The sequence below is a fragment of the Leifsonia sp. 2MCAF36 genome, assembly GCF_052115525.1.
Lineage (GTDB): Bacteria > Actinomycetota > Actinomycetes > Actinomycetales > Microbacteriaceae > Leifsonia.
Genome location: NZ_JBFRGV010000004.1, coordinates 156,209 through 170,761 on the forward strand (window position 1 = coordinate 156,209; position 14,553 = coordinate 170,761).

At 68.1% G+C, this 14,553-nt stretch carries 16 protein-coding genes; 2 read left to right on the forward strand and 14 right to left on the reverse strand.

What is annotated here, in order from left to right; genetic code table 11:
• Window positions 1-41 precede the first annotated feature (41 nt).
• Window positions 42-1,088: a hypothetical protein gene (locus tag AB4079_RS08050; protein ID WP_441786770.1), complete on the forward strand. Its 1,047-nt coding sequence runs from the start codon at window positions 42-44 to the stop codon at window positions 1,086-1,088.
• Here the strand turns inward: AB4079_RS08050 and AB4079_RS08055 are convergent.
• From AB4079_RS08055 to AB4079_RS08120, 14 genes are all read right to left on the reverse strand, one after another.
• Window positions 1,085-2,995, reverse strand: coding sequence for a cytochrome c oxidase assembly protein (locus AB4079_RS08055; RefSeq protein ID WP_441786926.1), 1,911 nt, complete (start codon window positions 2,993-2,995; stop codon window positions 1,085-1,087). The genes AB4079_RS08050 and AB4079_RS08055 overlap by 4 nt on opposite strands.
• A 158-nt stretch (window positions 2,996-3,153) precedes the next feature.
• A complete protein-coding gene (locus AB4079_RS08060) occupies window positions 3,154-3,438 on the reverse strand; it encodes an HU family DNA-binding protein (RefSeq protein WP_441786771.1) in 285 nt (94 codons plus the stop codon).
• 210 nt (window positions 3,439-3,648) lie between these two features.
• The gene (gene rpsN, locus AB4079_RS08065; protein WP_285114819.1) at window positions 3,649-3,954 is read right to left on the reverse strand and encodes a 30S ribosomal protein S14; all 306 of its coding nucleotides are present in this window, start codon (window positions 3,952-3,954) and stop codon (window positions 3,649-3,651) included.
• Window positions 3,955-3,956: 2 nt separating this feature from the next.
• Window positions 3,957-4,124 (reverse strand): 50S ribosomal protein L33, encoded by a 168-nt coding sequence (rpmG, locus tag AB4079_RS08070; protein ID WP_085367414.1) that lies wholly within the window; start codon window positions 4,122-4,124, stop codon window positions 3,957-3,959.
• Window positions 4,124-4,360 carry a 50S ribosomal protein L28 gene (gene rpmB, locus AB4079_RS08075; RefSeq protein WP_018188988.1) on the reverse strand — a complete coding sequence of 79 codons (237 nt, stop codon included), beginning with the start codon at window positions 4,358-4,360 and terminating at the stop codon, window positions 4,124-4,126. Before rpmB ends, rpmG begins: the two co-directional genes overlap by 1 nt.
• 137 nt (window positions 4,361-4,497) lie before the next feature.
• Window positions 4,498-4,914: a Fur family transcriptional regulator gene (locus AB4079_RS08080; protein ID WP_441786772.1), complete on the reverse strand. Its 417-nt coding sequence runs from the start codon at window positions 4,912-4,914 to the stop codon at window positions 4,498-4,500.
• Between the two features lie 6 nt (window positions 4,915-4,920).
• Window positions 4,921-5,808 carry a metal ABC transporter permease gene (locus AB4079_RS08085; RefSeq protein WP_441786773.1) on the reverse strand — a complete coding sequence of 296 codons (888 nt, stop codon included), beginning with the start codon at window positions 5,806-5,808 and terminating at the stop codon, window positions 4,921-4,923.
• Complete coding sequence (locus tag AB4079_RS08090; protein WP_441786774.1) at window positions 5,805-6,665, reverse strand: metal ABC transporter ATP-binding protein; 861 nt, start codon at window positions 6,663-6,665, stop codon at window positions 5,805-5,807. Before AB4079_RS08090 ends, AB4079_RS08085 begins: the two co-directional genes overlap by 4 nt.
• Window positions 6,662-7,567 carry a metal ABC transporter solute-binding protein, Zn/Mn family gene (locus AB4079_RS08095; protein WP_441786775.1) on the reverse strand — a complete coding sequence of 302 codons (906 nt, stop codon included), beginning with the start codon at window positions 7,565-7,567 and terminating at the stop codon, window positions 6,662-6,664. Before AB4079_RS08095 ends, AB4079_RS08090 begins: the two co-directional genes overlap by 4 nt.
• 95 nt (window positions 7,568-7,662) lie before the next feature.
• Window positions 7,663-8,859, reverse strand: a complete 1,197-nt coding sequence (locus AB4079_RS08100; RefSeq protein ID WP_441786776.1) for an MFS transporter — start codon at window positions 8,857-8,859, stop codon at window positions 7,663-7,665.
• Between the two features lie 65 nt (window positions 8,860-8,924).
• The gene (locus tag AB4079_RS08105) at window positions 8,925-10,352 is read right to left on the reverse strand and encodes a dihydrolipoamide acetyltransferase family protein (protein WP_441786777.1); all 1,428 of its coding nucleotides are present in this window, start codon (window positions 10,350-10,352) and stop codon (window positions 8,925-8,927) included.
• A gap of 60 nt (window positions 10,353-10,412) precedes the next feature.
• Window positions 10,413-11,372, reverse strand: a complete 960-nt coding sequence (locus tag AB4079_RS08110) for an alpha-ketoacid dehydrogenase subunit beta (protein ID WP_441786927.1) — start codon at window positions 11,370-11,372, stop codon at window positions 10,413-10,415.
• Window positions 11,373-11,746: 374 nt separating this feature from the next.
• On the reverse strand, window positions 11,747-12,886 hold the full coding sequence (locus tag AB4079_RS08115; RefSeq protein ID WP_441786778.1) for a thiamine pyrophosphate-dependent dehydrogenase E1 component subunit alpha: 1,140 nt from the start codon (window positions 12,884-12,886) through the stop codon (window positions 11,747-11,749).
• A gap of 4 nt (window positions 12,887-12,890) precedes the next feature.
• The gene (locus tag AB4079_RS08120; RefSeq protein WP_441786779.1) at window positions 12,891-14,000 is read right to left on the reverse strand and encodes a pyridoxal phosphate-dependent aminotransferase; all 1,110 of its coding nucleotides are present in this window, start codon (window positions 13,998-14,000) and stop codon (window positions 12,891-12,893) included.
• Between the two features lie 117 nt (window positions 14,001-14,117).
• Here AB4079_RS08120 and AB4079_RS08125 point away from each other — a divergent pair, with 117 nt between their 5' ends.
• A complete protein-coding gene (locus AB4079_RS08125) occupies window positions 14,118-14,504 on the forward strand; it encodes a phage holin family protein (RefSeq protein WP_441786780.1) in 387 nt (128 codons plus the stop codon).
• The last annotated feature ends 49 nt before the right edge of the window (window positions 14,505-14,553 follow it).

Sequence of the window (14,553 nt, forward strand, 5' to 3'; positions counted from 1 at the left end):
CGTCGGGCAGCCGTCTATCCACAGGACCCTAGGATGGCCTCATGGCTGTGGGGGACGCGCACTCGGTGAGGCGCGTCGTCCTGCTCTGGTCGGGGATCGGAATCCTTCTGCTCGCCGCGGTGGTCGCGGCCTTCGGTGCCGTGCAGCGTGCGTACTACAGCCCGAGCGGCTTCGTGGAGGCGTTCGCAACGTCGATCGCCGCCCACCACGTCCCTGACGCCCTCGCCATGCCGGGGGCCGCGCCCAGCTCGGCCGCGCTCCGGGCCGCGAAATTGCCGGCAGGCGCATCCCGCGAGCTGCTGCGGTCCGACATCCTCCCGACGATCCGGGATGTGGCGGTCGCCTCCGACACCACCGGGGCCGACGGCATCCACACCGTCGTCATCCACGCCCTCGCCGACGGGCAGCCCGTCTCGGCGGCGTTCCACGTGCGGCAGTCGGGTTCGGTGCTCGGCATCCTGCCGACCTGGACGTTCGCCTCCACGCCGCTCGGTGTGGCACGCATCACCGTCGCTCACGCGAACGACTTCCGCGTCGGCTCGCACACGGTCAGCCCACGTGCGACCTCACCGGATCAGCCGGCAGCCGCGTTCAACGTCTCGGCCGACTACCTGGTCGTCCCGCTGGCACCGCTCGGCCTCTCGCACAGTTCCCGGTATGTGCGCGCGGCGCCGGTGACCGCTCTCGCGCCACCTGGGCACGTGGCGGAGACCGTGGTGGATGCCCAGCCGACCGCTGACTTCACGACCGAGGTGCAGAAACAGGTCGACGGCTTCCTCGACCGCTGCGCGCAGCAGAAGGTTCTCCAGCCCGCCGGGTGCCCGTTCGGCGTCGAGATCGACGACCGCGTGCAGGGTGATCCGACCTGGTCGATGGTGACCTACCCGATCGTCCGGTTGACGGCCGGCGACGCCGGCTGGGTGGCGGAAAGGATGGTCGGTGTCGCCCACATCGACGTCACCGTGCAATCGCTCTTCGACGGCACGGTGAGCGCGCGAAGCGACGACGAGCCGTTCTCCATGGCTCTCAGCAGCGTCACCGTGCGAGCCGACGGCTCACTCGCGATCGTCGTCGCGCAGGGGTCCTAGCGGACTGCCCGGTCGCGGTCGGCCATCCGGGCCAGCCGCTCGTTGTATGCCTGCAACTCGGCGTCGCCGGTGCGGTCGGCGTTCCGGTCGCTCCGCTTCGTCTCCCGCTCGTCGCTGCGGCTCCACTGGATGGCCACCACGATGGCGAGGACGACCGTCGGGATCTCGCCGATGCTCCACGCGATCCCTCCAGCCGCCTGCTGGTCGATCAGCGGGGAGTCGCCCCAGGTGCGGCCCATCGCGCCGAACCAGTCGGCCAGCATGAGGCCATGCATCTGCATGATCGACAGACCGAAGAAGGCGTGGAACGCCATGGTGAGCAGGAGCAGCAGGAGGCGGAACGGGTACGGCAACCGGTACTTGACCGGATCGATGCCGATCAGCGACTGGACGAAGAGGTACCCGGTGATGAGGAAGTGCACGATCATCCACTCGTGCCCGATGTGGTCGGTGGTCGCCCAGCGGAAAAGGGGAGTGTAGTAGAACGCCCACAGCGAGCCGGCGAACAGGATCGCCGCGACGATGGGGTTGGAGATGATCGCGGCGAAACGCGAGTGCACCGCCAGCAGCATCCACTCGCGGCCGCCGCGTGAGCCGTCGCGCCGCTTGCGGATCGCGCGCGCCGCCAGCGTCACCGGCGCGCCGGGGACCAGGAGCAGAGGGACGGCCATGGTGAGCACCATGTGCGCCGACATGTGGGCCGAGAACAGGTACTTCTCGTAGACGTTCACACCGCCGTTGGTGATGTAGAACAGGAGTGCCAGGCCCAGCACCCACAGCACCGTGCGGTAGATCGGCCACGCGTCGCCGCGGCGACGGAGGCGCCACACCCCGGCGAGGTAGAAGAACAGCGCGAAGGCGCACGCGAGCACCCAGAGCAAGTCGAAGTTCCACGACGCGAACAGCCGCTCCAGGTCGAGCGCGGGCGGCAGCTTCTCGCCGGTCAGGATCTCGGCCGGGGTCGGCGTTGCCGCACGCGTCTCCGGGACCGGCGTGACCGTCCGGGCGAGGGCCGCAGCGACGCCGGACGCGATGCCCATGAACGCGAGCTCGGCCACGACGATCCACCAGAAGCTCCGCGGCTCTCCCGAGCTCTTCAATCGTCCGATCAGGTAGCGCCGCTGGGTGAGACCGAACAGACCGAGCACGACAAGCGCGGCCACCTTGACCAGCACCAGGATGCCGTAGGGCGTGGCCAACTCCGCCAGCGTCCCGACGCGCAGTTCGGCGTTCACATATCCGGACGCTGCAACGACCACGAAGCAGATGAGCGCGACGGTCGAGTAGCGCTCCAGTACCGTGACGAGTCGCCCCGTGCCGAAGGTCTGCTTGACGACGATCAGGGTGATCAGCCCACCGAGCCAGATCGCGGCGAACAGCACGTGCAGCCCGAACGACGTCACCGCGGCGTCGTGCCCAGCCGCTTCCGCACTGTGGCCCTGCTGCGCCATGGGAACCACCGTGGCCATCGCCAGAATCGCGACGAAGGCGACCGCGGTCTGGTTGCGCATCGCGAAGCAAAGAACTGTGACGGCGGCGGCGATCAGCGTGATCCCGAGCCAGGCCTGTCCCAGGGAGACGCTGGTCACGAACGAGCTGAGGCCGTTGCTGAAGGTCGCGTCGAACGACCAGGGGACGTTCGAGACGCTGACGAAGGTGAACAGGCCGGTCGCCGCGGAGGCGACGGTCAGCACTCCTGCACTACCGGCGGCGAAATCGAGCGCCTTGCCGTACTCGTCGCGGTCCGGTGCGAACGCGAAGCAGGCGAGCACGAGGGCGCCGACGGTTCCCGCAAGGCTGAGGTTGGCCACGAGCGTCGCGGCGGGCAGTCCCCAGCGCACCAGCGCGCCCGGATCGGCGAGCAGCGGAGCGGAGGCGCCACCACCGAACGCGAGCGCGAGGATCATGGCCGCCGCGGCTGCGAGCAGCAGCGTGGCAGGGCCGATCACGCGGAGTATTCGTGGCACCTGTTAAGCCTACGTCCACCCCGCTGGGCGGCCGCCCACAGAGACGACGAGGGCGGTGCCGCATGATGCGGCACCGCCCTCGGGCAAGCTGGGAAGGACTACTTGACGGCAGCCTTGAGCTTCGAGCCCGCGGTCAGCTTGACGCGGTGGCCGGCCGGGATGGAGATCTCGGCGCCGGTCTGCGGGTTGCGGCCGGTGCGGGCAGCGGTCTCGCTGCGCTCGGCGGCGAGCCAGCCCGGGATGGTGACCTTTCCGCCCTTGGCGACGGTGTCGCTGATGGTGCTGAAGAACGCGTCGACGACGCTCGAGACGGTGGCCTGGCTCTGACCCGACGCCGCAGCGACGGCAGCAACGAGCTCAGTCTTGTTCAGGTTGTCAGCCATTAAGTGTCCTCCTCGGACCTTGTGCTGGGTTACAGCTGTTTGTGGAACGGTTGAGGCCACGGTGGGCCATTACGTTTGGTCGGTCGACCGCCTCGAATGTATCAGAAACCCGCGGAAACACGCGGATTTCCGGGCTTTTTTCCGCCAATGGCACCACAAAGGGGCGCCCGGCCGAAGCCGGACGCCCCTCGAGTGCGTCGTCGCGCTGTCTTACCAGCTCGACTTGGTGATGCCGGGCAGCTCGCCGCGGTGCGCCATGTCGCGGAAACGGACACGGGAGATACCGAACTTGCTGAGGTTTCCGCGGGGACGGCCGTCGACGGCGTCGCGGTTGCGGACGCGGATCGGCGAGGCGTCACGGGGAAGCTTCTGGAGGCCGAGGCGCGCAGCCTCGCGGGACTCGTCGGAGCCGTTCGGGTCGACGAGGGCCTTCTTGAGCTCGGCACGCTTCGCGGCCCAGCGCTCGACGATGACCTTCCGCTGCTCGTTCTTGGCGATCTTTGACTTCTTGGCCATGTTTAGCGCTCCTCTCGGAAGTCGACGTGCTTGCGCACTACGGGGTCGTACTTCTTGAGCACGAGGCGGTCGGGGTTGTTGCGACGGTTCTTCTTGGTCACGTAGGTGTAACCGGTGCCCGCCGTCGAACGGAGCTTGATGATCGGACGTACGTCCTGCTGCTTCGCCATCAGATCTTCTCCCCACGGGCCAGGAGGTCCTTGACCACGGACTCGATGCCGCGGGCGTCGATGACCTTGATGCCCTTGGCACTCAGCGTCAGGGTGACGTTACGACGAAGAGACGGCACGTAGTACGTCTTCTTCTGGATGTTCGGGTCGAACCGGCGCTTCGTGCGACGGTGCGAGTGCGAGATGTTGTGACCAAAGCCGGGAACGGCTCCTGTCACCTGGCACACTGCTGCCATTGCTTTCTTCTCCAATACCGTGGCGCCGGACGGCACCACCCAAGGTCACTTGTCGGCACACGTCGTCCCCGACTCGTGAGGGTTGGGGGCTCGTGCACGATCCGAATGGGAGGAGCCCACTCGGCCAATCATCCATGCTACGGCATGGATGCAGTGCCGGCCAAATCATTCAGGGCCGTGCATGCGGCGCAGAGGCCGAAGACGTCGACCACGTGCTGCGCCTGGGTGAACCCGTGCACCGCGGCGGCCTGCCGCGCCCAGAGCTCGACCGCGTCCGCCTCGATCTCCACCGTCAGACCGCAGTTGCGGCAGATCAGGTGGTGATGGTGGCCGGTCGTGCACGCGCGGTAGAGGCTTTCGCCCTCCGGCGACTGAAGAGAGTCCGCGTCCCCCTCGGCGGCCAGGTCGGCCAGCGCGCGGTACACGGTCGCGAGCCCGATCGGGGAGCCCGCTTCGTGCAGGCTCAGGTGGAGTCCCTGCGCGCTGATGAAGCCCTCCCGGGAGGCCAGGGCCTCGCGGACAGCCTCCCGCTGCCAGGTGTTGCGCTTCACCATCCCAGGCTAGCCCGCCTGGCTCACGAGACGCCGAGAACTTGTGGCCGTGATGCGGCGGTCACGACGCCCACCGACGATGCGACAGACCACGTAGATGAGGAACGAGATCGTGGTGACGTACGGGCTGATCGGCAGTGCGCTGCCCAGCGCCAGCAGGATGCCGCCGACCACCGAGACCAGAGCGAAGAGGACGCTGATCACCGGCACCCCGAGCGGGGATGAGGAAATGCGCATCGCCGCCGCGGCGGGCGTCACCAGCAGTGACAGCACGAGCAGCGCGCCCACGATCTGCACCGACACGGCGACCGCCAGCCCGAGCAGCACCATGAACGCCAGCGCGACGAACCGGGTCGGGATGCCGCGCGCTGCGGCGACATCCGCATCCAGACTGTCGAAGGTCAGCGGGCGCCACATCAGCAGCAGCGCGACCAGCACGATCGCGCCGATGACCAGCAGTGAACCCAGCTGAGGGTCGTCGACCGAGACGATCTGCCCGGTCAGCAGGCCGAACTTGTTCGCGCTTCGCCCGGGATACAACGCGAGCGCCAGGATGCCGAGCCCCAGTCCGAACGGCATCAGCACAGCGATGATCGAGTTGCGATCCCGGGCCCTCGCGCCCAGCAGGCCGATCAGGATGGCGGCGATCAGCGAGCCGATGAGCGAGCCGGCCACCACATCCACCCCCAGAAGCAGAGCGATCGCCGCGCCCGCGAAGGACAACTCGCTGATGCCGTGCACCGCGAACGCCATGTCGCGCTGCATCACGAACACGCCGATCAGACCACCGACGATGCCCAGCACCGCGCCGGCGAAGATCGAGTTCTTGACCAGCATCAGCAACTCGCCGTAGTCGGTGAAGTCGAACAGCTGCGACCAGAGGTCCATGTGCGTCATACGGCCGGCTCCGGGTGCGTCTCGCGGGTGTGCGCGTGGTGGTCGTGGGTTTCGGCGTCGGGGATACCGACGACGACGATGCGGCCGCGGCTCCGGATGACGTCGACCGGCGTTCCGTAGAGGTCGGTCAGCACGTCGCTGCGGAGCACCTCGTCGGGCGTTCCTGTGCGGAAGCGACCGCCGGCGAGGTACAGGACCCGGTCCACCATCCCGAGCACGGGGTTCACGTCGTGCGTGACGAACACGACGGCACTGTCGTGCTCGCGCCTCCGTCGGTCGATCAGTTCGCTGACACCGCGCTGGTGCTGCAGGTCGAGCGAGAGCAGCGGTTCGTCGCACAGCAGGAGCGCCGGGTCTCCGGCGAGCGCCTGCGCCACCCGCAGCCGCTGCTGCTCGCCCCCGGAGAGCGAACCGACCGCAGTGTCCGCGTAGCGCCGTGCGCCGACGGCGTCGATGAGCCCCTCGACCTGCTCCCGGTCGGAGCGGCGCGGGAGGGGAAGGCCCCAGCGATGGCCGTTGACGCCGAGCGCGACCAGGTCGCGTGCACGCATCGGCGTGCCGCCCGGGATGAGCTTCTGCTGCGGGATGTAGCCGATCCGCCGGTCGCCGCGACGCACGATGTGCCCCTCGAACGAGATATCACCGGAGTCGAGTTGCTGCTGGCCGAGGATGGTGCGCAGCAGGCTGGTCTTGCCCGACCCGTTCGGGCCGAGCACGGCGACGAACTCGCCGGCGTGCACGTCCAGGTCGAGGCCACCCCACAGCGTCCTGTCCCCGAAGCCGAGGGACGCGTCCCTGAGTCGCAAGACCACGTCGCGGTCAGCGGGGGGTGTGACCCGGGTCAGCGGCTCACTCATTCGGCCAGGGCCTTTCCCACGGCGTCCAGGTTGGACTGCATCCAGGCGACATAGTGGCTGCCGGCCGGCAGGGTCTCGGTCACCGGCACGACGGGGATGCCGTTGTGCTTGGCTGCGGCCAGAACACGTTCGGTCTCGGCGCCGGTGGTCTGGGCGTTGTAGGCGAGCAGCTTCACTTGGTGCCCGCTGAACAGGGCCAGCGTGTCTCTGAGCACCACCGGTGAGACGTCGTTCTCCTCCTCGATCGCCGCGCTGAACCGCGCGGGGGTCTTATTCACGAGGCCGATCGCGTCGAGCAGATAGAGCGGGACGGGCTCCGTGATGGCGACGCCCTGACCGGCATACGAGGACTTCAGCCTCGCCTCGGTGCTCTCCAGGGCGGTCAGCTCCTGGCGGAATGCAGCGCCGTTCGCCTCGAAGACGGCCTTCTTCGAGGGGTCGGCCGCGGAGAGAGCGCGCACCAGCGCCTCGGTGAGGTTCTGCACCGTCGGGATGTCGTACCAGACGTGCTCGTTGAGCTGGCCGTCGACCGGCTTCTTGCCCGACAGGTCGACGACGTTCAGGACGGTCGCTCCGTCGTTCTTCGCGCCCTTCTCCAGGGCCCGCATGAACTCGTCGTAGCCGCCGCCGTTCTCGATGACCACGTCAGCCTTCGACACGGCCAGCTGGTTCTGTGCGCTGGCCTCGAACGAGTGGGGATCCTGGGCCGGCTCGGACATCAGCGAGGTGACGTGGACGGCGTCGCCGCCGATGGTGGCCGCGATGTCGCCGTACACATTGGTGCTGGCGACGACGCGGAGTGTGCCGTCGTCGGACGCCGCGGAGGAGGCGGAGCAGCCGGCCACAGCCAGTGCGATGCCGGCGCCGAGCGCGAGTGTGGAGACGAGGGAGCGCGTCTTCATGGGTGAGCCTGTCTAAGTCGCGAACGACACGAAGGGTGCGCCCGCAGTCGCGGGCACCGGCTCACATTACGTCTTGTTGATAATGATTGTCAAATTCAATCAAGCAGCAGTTCGTCTCGCGCCTCGTTTCGGACCGACGTCGGGGGAGTTGCTCCATGGCGCGATCGGATCCCGCTGGCCAATGCTATGCCGACGACCAGGCCGTACAGCAGGAGGCTGGGGGTGATTGCCGCCAGGGCAGAGTACCGATCCGCCAATGTGCCCACAGCGATGGCGGCCATCGCGGTCAGGCCCGACCCGAGGAGGGACACCACGGATGAGGCACCGGCGCGACGGTTATCCGGCACGACATGCTGGAACTGTGCCGAGCAGTAGACGCTGATCGCGACATGCGAGACGACATGGACCCCGAACCCGGCGATGATGACGGCCCACGTGTCACTTGCGGCGAAGGCGCACATCGCGGCCGCATTCACCCCGGCAAGGATGAAGAGCGTAGCGCGAGGGATACGTCGCCCGGCGATGAGCCGGCCGCCGAGCACTCCCGCGGCCTTCATCACGGCGAAGCCCAGGATGACTGCTCCGAGGGAGCCCGCCCCCAACCTGAGCTGCCAGAGAATCAGTGGCCCAACCAGGGCCGCATTGGCAAAAATGGACATCCAGGCTCGCGGATGAGTGGCAAGAGCACCCAGCCCCCGCACGTACGTCCGCAGCGGTTCGGTCGCCACATCGTGGCGTTGCTCGGATCGGGGGCGACCGATGAGGAACACTGCCCCCGCCGCGGCCATGCAGAGGGCCCCACCGAGCCAGATGGTGCGCGGGGCTACGGTGAATAGGAGCGCTCCCAGCAGTCCGCCCATGAGGGACGATGCCGACCCGAGCCACACGATCCGCGCCATCGCCCGCCGTTGTTCTGCCTGCCCTCCCGACCGCAAGCGATTGAGGACGTACGCGGTCGACGTTCCGCTCATGGCGGCCGCGCCAACTCCCGCGAGGGCCTCCGCCAGTATGTCGCCAGCCACCCCGAGCGAAAGGAAGAACAGGATGAGTGCCGCCGTACGTACCAGATTCCCAACCTGGATGGCCATCCAGTGCGAGCGCCGGTCGAAGACGATCGCCGCCGGAATCTCCGCAACGGCGACGGATATGTTGAAGACGGCAACCAGCCCACCGATGACAGCGGTCGAGTAGCCCTTCCCGTGGAAGTAGAGATTGTCGACGACCGAGAAGCAGCCGACGCCGACACCGGACAGTGCCAGGAAGATCCAAATCGCGGACCGGGAGTGTTTCATCGTCCAGAACAGTACTGGACTGGAATACCGGGTGTAAATGTTTGTATTCTATGTACCCTCAGTGCTCAATCGAGCAGCAGCGCCGGCTCCTCGATGATGGAGGCGACGTCCGCGAGGAAGCGGGACGCGACGTCCCCGTCGACCACGCGGTGGTCGAAAGAGGCTCCCAGGGTCGTGACGAAGCGCGGCCGGACCTCGCCGTCGACGACCCACGGCTTCTGCTTGATCGTGCCCAGGGCGACGATGCCGACCTCACCGGGGTTCAGGATGGGCGTTCCGGTGTCCATCCCGAAGACGCCGATGTTCGTGATGGTGATGGTGCCGCCGTTCATGTCGGCCGGGGGCGTCTTGCCGTCGCGCGCCGTCAGGGTGAGCTGCTCGAGCGCCCTCGCCAGCTCGAGCAGGGTCATGCCCTGCGCTTCCTTGATGTTGGGGACGATCAGGCCGCGCGGCGTGGCCGCGGCGATCCCGAGGTTGACGTAGTGGCGGACGATGATCTCCTCATCGGTCCACGACGAGTTCACCGTCGGGTTGCGGCGGACGGCCCAGATCATCGCCTTGGCCATGATCAGCAGCGGCGACACCTTGATGCCCGCGAAGTCGGGGGAGTTCTTGAGGCGCTTGACGAACTCCATGGTGCGCGTCGCGTCGACGTCGACGAAGAGGCTGACGTGCGGAGCGCTGAACGCGCTCGACGTCATCGCGTTGGCGATCGCCTTGCGAACGCCCTTGACCGGGATGCGGTCCTCGCGGTCGTCCGGCCACTGCGGCGTCTCGATGTTGCGGAAGACGCTCACCTGTGTCGCGTCACGGAGGACGTCATCCCGTGTGACGTCGCCGATCGGTCCGGTCGGCGTGACCAGGGCGAGGTCGACACCGAGGTCCTTGGCGAGCTTGCGGACCGGAGGCTTGGCGACAACGGGCCCGGCGGGCCGCGTCGGCGGCGCCGTTCGCGCCTGCGAGACACCTGCCGACTGCCGAGTGGGGGCACCGGCGGGCGCGCCGGGTGCCGCGGTGGCGACAGGAGAGGCGGGTGCGGCCGGGGCGATGCTCCCCGTGAACGTGATCGGAAGCGACGCGGTGCCGGGGTGCGACACCCGACGCCGGCGGCTGCTGCCGTGACCGGCCGAACCGTAGCCGACGAGCACAGCGCCGGGCTTCGGCTCCTCCTCGTGCGAGACAGTGGAGGCCGCGTCGGCGGCGATCTCCTCCGCGGGCTCCGGCTCCCGCTCGGGTGCCGGAGCGGCCTGAGCGCCCGAGGTGACCGTGAAGATCGGCGTGCCGACCTCGACGGTCTGGCCCTCCGTCACCAGGAGCTCGCCGACGGTGCCCTCGAACGGCGACGGCAGCTCGACCAGGGACTTGGCCGTCTCGATCTCGACGATGACCTGATTGACCGCGACCTGCTCGCCGGGCGCGACCTTCCAGGAGACGATCTCCGCCTCGGTCAGGCCCTCGCCTACGTCGGGCAGGAGGAACTGGGACTCGGTCATGTGCGACTTCTCTCTGTCAGTACGGCGCGCCCAGTGGGCGCGCGGCGGTGCCGGGGGCGATCAGTACGCCAGCGCCCGGTCGACGGCTTCGAGGATGCGGTCTGCGTCGGGGAGGTAGAGCTCCTCGAGCTTCGCCGGGGGGAAAGGGACGTCGAAGCCGGCGACACGCATCACGGGCGCCTCCAGCGAGTAGAACGCCTTCTCGGCGACCGTCGCGGCCACCTCCGACCCGACGGACACGTTGCCCGGCGCCTCCTGAGCGACGATCAGTCGTCCGGTCTTCTGCACCGACGCCACGACGGGGCCGTAGTCGATCGGGGAGAGCGACCGGAGATCGATGACCTCGAGGCTGCGGCCCTCCTCCGCGGCGAGCTCCGCGGCGCGCAGAGCGACGCTGACCATCCCGGCCCACGCGACGATCGTCACGTCGGTGCCGGTGCGGACGACGCGGCTGGAGTGCAGCGGCGTCTGGTTCTCGAGCAGGTCGACCTCGCCCTTGGGCCAGTAGCGGCTCATCGGCTCGAAGAAGACCACCGGGTCGTCGGACCGGATCGCCTCCTGGATCATCCAGTACGCATCGTGCGGGGTCGAGGGGGCCACGACGCGCAGGCCGGCAGTGTGCGCGAAGTACGCCTCCGGAGCCTCCTGGTGGTGCTCGACGGCACCGATGTGGCCGCCGTGCGGGATGCGGATGACCACGGGGAACGGCAGCCGGCCGTTGTGCCGGTTGGTCATCTTGGCCAGCTGCGTGGTGATTTGGTCGAAGCCGGGGAAGACGAAGCCGTTGAACTGGATCTCGACGACCGGGCGATAGCCGCGCATCGCCAGGCCGATCGCCGTGCCGATGATGCCGGCCTCGGCGAGAGGGGTGTCGACGACCCGCTGCGGACCGAATTCCTTCTGCAGCCCCTCCGTCACGCGGAAGACGCCGCCGAGCGGGCCGATGTCCTCACCCAGGAGCAGCACCTTGGGGTCGTCGGCGAGCGCGCGACGGAGGCCCGCGTTCAGCGCCTTCACCATCGGGAGCGACTGGATGCGCGGCTCAGGAGCGGTTGCGGCAGCCGCCTCAGCGGCCTCAGGTGCCACCTCCGCGCGGTCCGCGGCCGCAGCCTCCGGACCGACCTCGGCGGAGGACTGGGCGTCAGAGTGCGCGGTGTCGATCAGGGTGTCACTCTGCTCGTCGTCGATGACGAATTCGCGCGTCCACTCCTGCTCGGCCACGTGTTCTTCGAGCACTCGTGAATCGGGGTCGCTCTCGATGATCTCGACGACGTCGATGGCCTGTGTGTCGAGCGAGACACTGTCGGCGCTCTCGTCACCGCCTGGGCTCTCGACGTCTGGCTGTTCCTCGATCAATTCGGCCTCCACGTACTCGGCCTCGCTTCTCACGTCGCTCATACGTCCCCTCCGAACGACGCCTCGTAGTCCAGCAGCCAGCTCCGTTGCTCCGAGGTCAGTGGATGCGGCTCGCTGTAGACGTTGTCGAACATCGAGGCCGCGGTCGGCGAGGTGAGCTCGAGCGTGCGGCGGCGAATGTCGGCTGCGAGATCGGCGCCCTCTTCGTCCGCACTGTCGAAGAACGCCTGGCCCACTCCCTGCTGCTCCAGGAACACGCGGAAGCGAAGGATCGGGTCGCGCTCTGCCCAGTACGTCACTTCGTCGTCGCTGCGGTACTTGGTCGGGTCGTCGCTGGAGGTGTGAGCCCCCATTCGGTAGGTGAGTGCCTCGATCATGCTGGGACCCTCGCCGCTGCGCGCGTCGTCCAGGTGCTTCGCCGTGACCGCGTAGGCGGCCAGAACGTCGTTGCCGTCGATCTGCACGCCCGGAATGCCGAAACCGCTCGAACGCAGATAGAGCGGGGTGCGGGACTGGGTGCTCACCGGCACGGAGATCGCCCAGTGGTTGTTCTGGAGGAAGAACACCTGCGGGGTCTGGTAGCTCGCGGCGAAGACGTATGCCTCGCTGACGTCGCCCTGGCTGGTCGCCCCGTCACCGAAGTAGACGATGGCCGCCTCGTCCTGGCTGGGGTCGCCGGTGCCCACCTTGCCGTCGAACATCATGCCCATCGCGTACCCGGTCGCGTGCAGTGTCTGCGACCCGATGACCAGCGTGTAGAGGTGGAAGTTGCCGACGGCGGGGTCGGTCGGGTCCCATCCGCCATGAGTCGTGCCGCGCAGCAGGCCGATGATGCCGATCGGGTCGATCCCGCGGATCATGCCGACGACATGCTCCCGATAGGTCGGGAAGAGGTGATCCTGCGGCTTGGCGGCGTGCGCCGAGCCGACCTGGGCACCCTCCTGGCCCTGGCTCGGAACCCACAGTCCGAGCTGGCCCTGCTTCTGGAGGTTGGCCGCCTCGTTGTCGAACGCGCGGACGCGCACCATGTCGCGGTAGAAGCGGCGGTAGTCGTTCTCGTCGAGGCGCTCCAGATAGGGGAGGTACTCAGCGGATGTCTCGCTCGGCTGGAAACGGCCGTCTGCGGTGAGCAGCTGGACCGTGTTCGCCGGGCGCGGGATCTCGTTCGTCGCAACCACCGTTCTAACCTAACCGCTTGCCGGAGTGCCCATTTGGTAGGTTCTGCACAATATCACTGGCGACCTGCAGGAGTTTTTCCACAGACTCCTCCTCGCCCACACTGATGCGGATACCTTCCGGCGGGAAGGCCCGCACTGTCAACCCGGCATCGAAGAATGCGTCGTTCGCCTCGACCGTCTGCTCACCGGTCGCCAGCCAGACGAAGTTGCCCTGCGCCTGCGGGACCGCCCAGCCCTGCTCGAGGAGCGCGTCACGGAGCCGATCGCGCCGCATCGCGACGCGCGCCACCCGCTCCATGAGCTCGTCTTCGGCCTCGATGGAGGCGAGTGCGGCGACTCGGGAGGCGTCGGTGACCGAGAGCGGGATGGCGGCGGAGCGGGCCGCGTTCAGCACGGCAGTGGGCCCCACGGCGTAGCCGATGCGGAGCGCCGCCAGCCCGTAGGCCTTGGAGAACGTGCGCAGCACCACGAGATTGGGGTAGCGGTTCAGCAGTGGGATGCCGTCGACGGCCGAGTCGTCGGTGACGAACTCGAAGTACGCCTCGTCGAGAAGGACGAGGAGGTCGGAGGGAACCCGGGCCATGAACGCGTCGAAGTCGGCGGCCGTGACGATGGTGCCCGTCGGGTTGTTGGGCGTGCACACGATCACGACCCGCGTGCGCTCGGTGATCGCGTCGGCCATCGCATCCAGATCGTGGCTGCCGTCGGCGCGGTTCGGCACCTGGACGCTCGTCGCGCCGGTCACCGTCACGAGCCCCGGATACGCCTCGAACGAGCGCCAGGAGTACACGACCTCGTCGCCGACACCGGCCGCGGCCGTGATCAGCTGCGACAGCAGCGCGACGGATCCGCTGCCCAGGTGCACCTCGTCGATGCTCACACCGTGCCGCTCCGCCAGGCGCGCACGCAAGTCGCCGCCGCCGGCGTTGGGGTAGCGGTTCAGGTCGCGAAGCGTCGCGGCCACCGCATCCACCACCGAGGGGAGGGGCGGGAAGGGGTTCTCGTTGCTCGACAGCTTGAAGCCGTCCGCCGGCGCGGGCCGGCCCTGCCGGTAGGCGGGGACAGCGACGATCTCGGGGCGCAGTCTTACGCCGAAGGTGTCTTCCGAACTCACAGACCCAACTTAGTCGCGCCCGCATACCCCGTGAGGAATTACCTCGACCTGTGGATAAGTCATCCCCGACAGGCGCGGCCCCTGTACCCCGCACCCTCTCACTGAGAGGATGTGCCCATGCGATTCCTGCTCAGGCTGATCATCAACGCCTTCGCCCTCTGGCTCACGACGCTGATCGTGAGCGGCGTGACCGTGCACCCGTACGCACCGGACACGACCGCTCTGGTCCTGACCTACCTGCTCATCGCGCTGATCTTCGGCGTCGTGAACGCCATCGTCGGCACGGTGATCCGGATCGTCGCGTTCCCGCTCTACATCCTCACGCTCGGGCTCATCTCGCTGATCGTCAACGCGTTCCTCCTCTTCATCGTGTCCTGGATCAGCGACGCGATGGGCTTCGGGCTGCACATCGACGGCTTCTGGTCCGGTGTGTGGGGCGCCCTGGTGCTCGGCATCATCGCCTGGTTGTTCGGGCTCATCTTCCGGCCGGCCCGCCGCGACTGACAGCCACCAGCCCGTCGCGGGCGCAGCCGGCGTCGGCAGCCCGCGCGCG

Bases quoted from the DNA above. Each gene is read 5' to 3' on its own strand.
- AB4079_RS08110 (WP_441786927.1), bottom strand. From the start codon at position 11,372: ATGGTGAAGGCGCTGAACGCGGGCCTCCGTCGCGCGCTCGCCGACGAC.
- AB4079_RS08085 (WP_441786773.1), bottom strand. From the start codon at position 5,808: ATGACGCACATGGACCTCTGGTCGCAGCTGTTCGACTTCACCGACTAC.
- AB4079_RS08055 (WP_441786926.1), bottom strand. From the start codon at position 2,995: ATGATCCTCGCGCTCGCGTTCGGTGGTGGCGCCTCCGCTCCGCTGCTC.
- AB4079_RS08125 (WP_441786780.1), top strand. From the start codon at position 14,118: ATGCGATTCCTGCTCAGGCTGATCATCAACGCCTTCGCCCTCTGGCTC.
- AB4079_RS08095 (WP_441786775.1), bottom strand. From the start codon at position 7,567: ATGAAGACGCGCTCCCTCGTCTCCACACTCGCGCTCGGCGCCGGCATC.
- AB4079_RS08105 (WP_441786777.1), bottom strand. From the start codon at position 10,352: ATGACCGAGTCCCAGTTCCTCCTGCCCGACGTAGGCGAGGGCCTGACC.
- AB4079_RS08050 (WP_441786770.1), top strand. From the start codon at position 42: ATGGCTGTGGGGGACGCGCACTCGGTGAGGCGCGTCGTCCTGCTCTGG.
- AB4079_RS08100 (WP_441786776.1), bottom strand. From the start codon at position 8,859: ATGAAACACTCCCGGTCCGCGATTTGGATCTTCCTGGCACTGTCCGGT.
- AB4079_RS08090 (WP_441786774.1), bottom strand. From the start codon at position 6,665: ATGAGTGAGCCGCTGACCCGGGTCACACCCCCCGCTGACCGCGACGTG.
- rpmG (WP_085367414.1), bottom strand. From the start codon at position 4,124: ATGGCGAAGCAGCAGGACGTACGTCCGATCATCAAGCTCCGTTCGACG.
- AB4079_RS08060 (WP_441786771.1), bottom strand. From the start codon at position 3,438: ATGGCTGACAACCTGAACAAGACTGAGCTCGTTGCTGCCGTCGCTGCG.
- AB4079_RS08080 (WP_441786772.1), bottom strand. From the start codon at position 4,914: ATGGTGAAGCGCAACACCTGGCAGCGGGAGGCTGTCCGCGAGGCCCTG.
- rpmB (WP_018188988.1), bottom strand. From the start codon at position 4,360: ATGGCAGCAGTGTGCCAGGTGACAGGAGCCGTTCCCGGCTTTGGTCAC.
- rpsN (WP_285114819.1), bottom strand. From the start codon at position 3,954: ATGGCCAAGAAGTCAAAGATCGCCAAGAACGAGCAGCGGAAGGTCATC.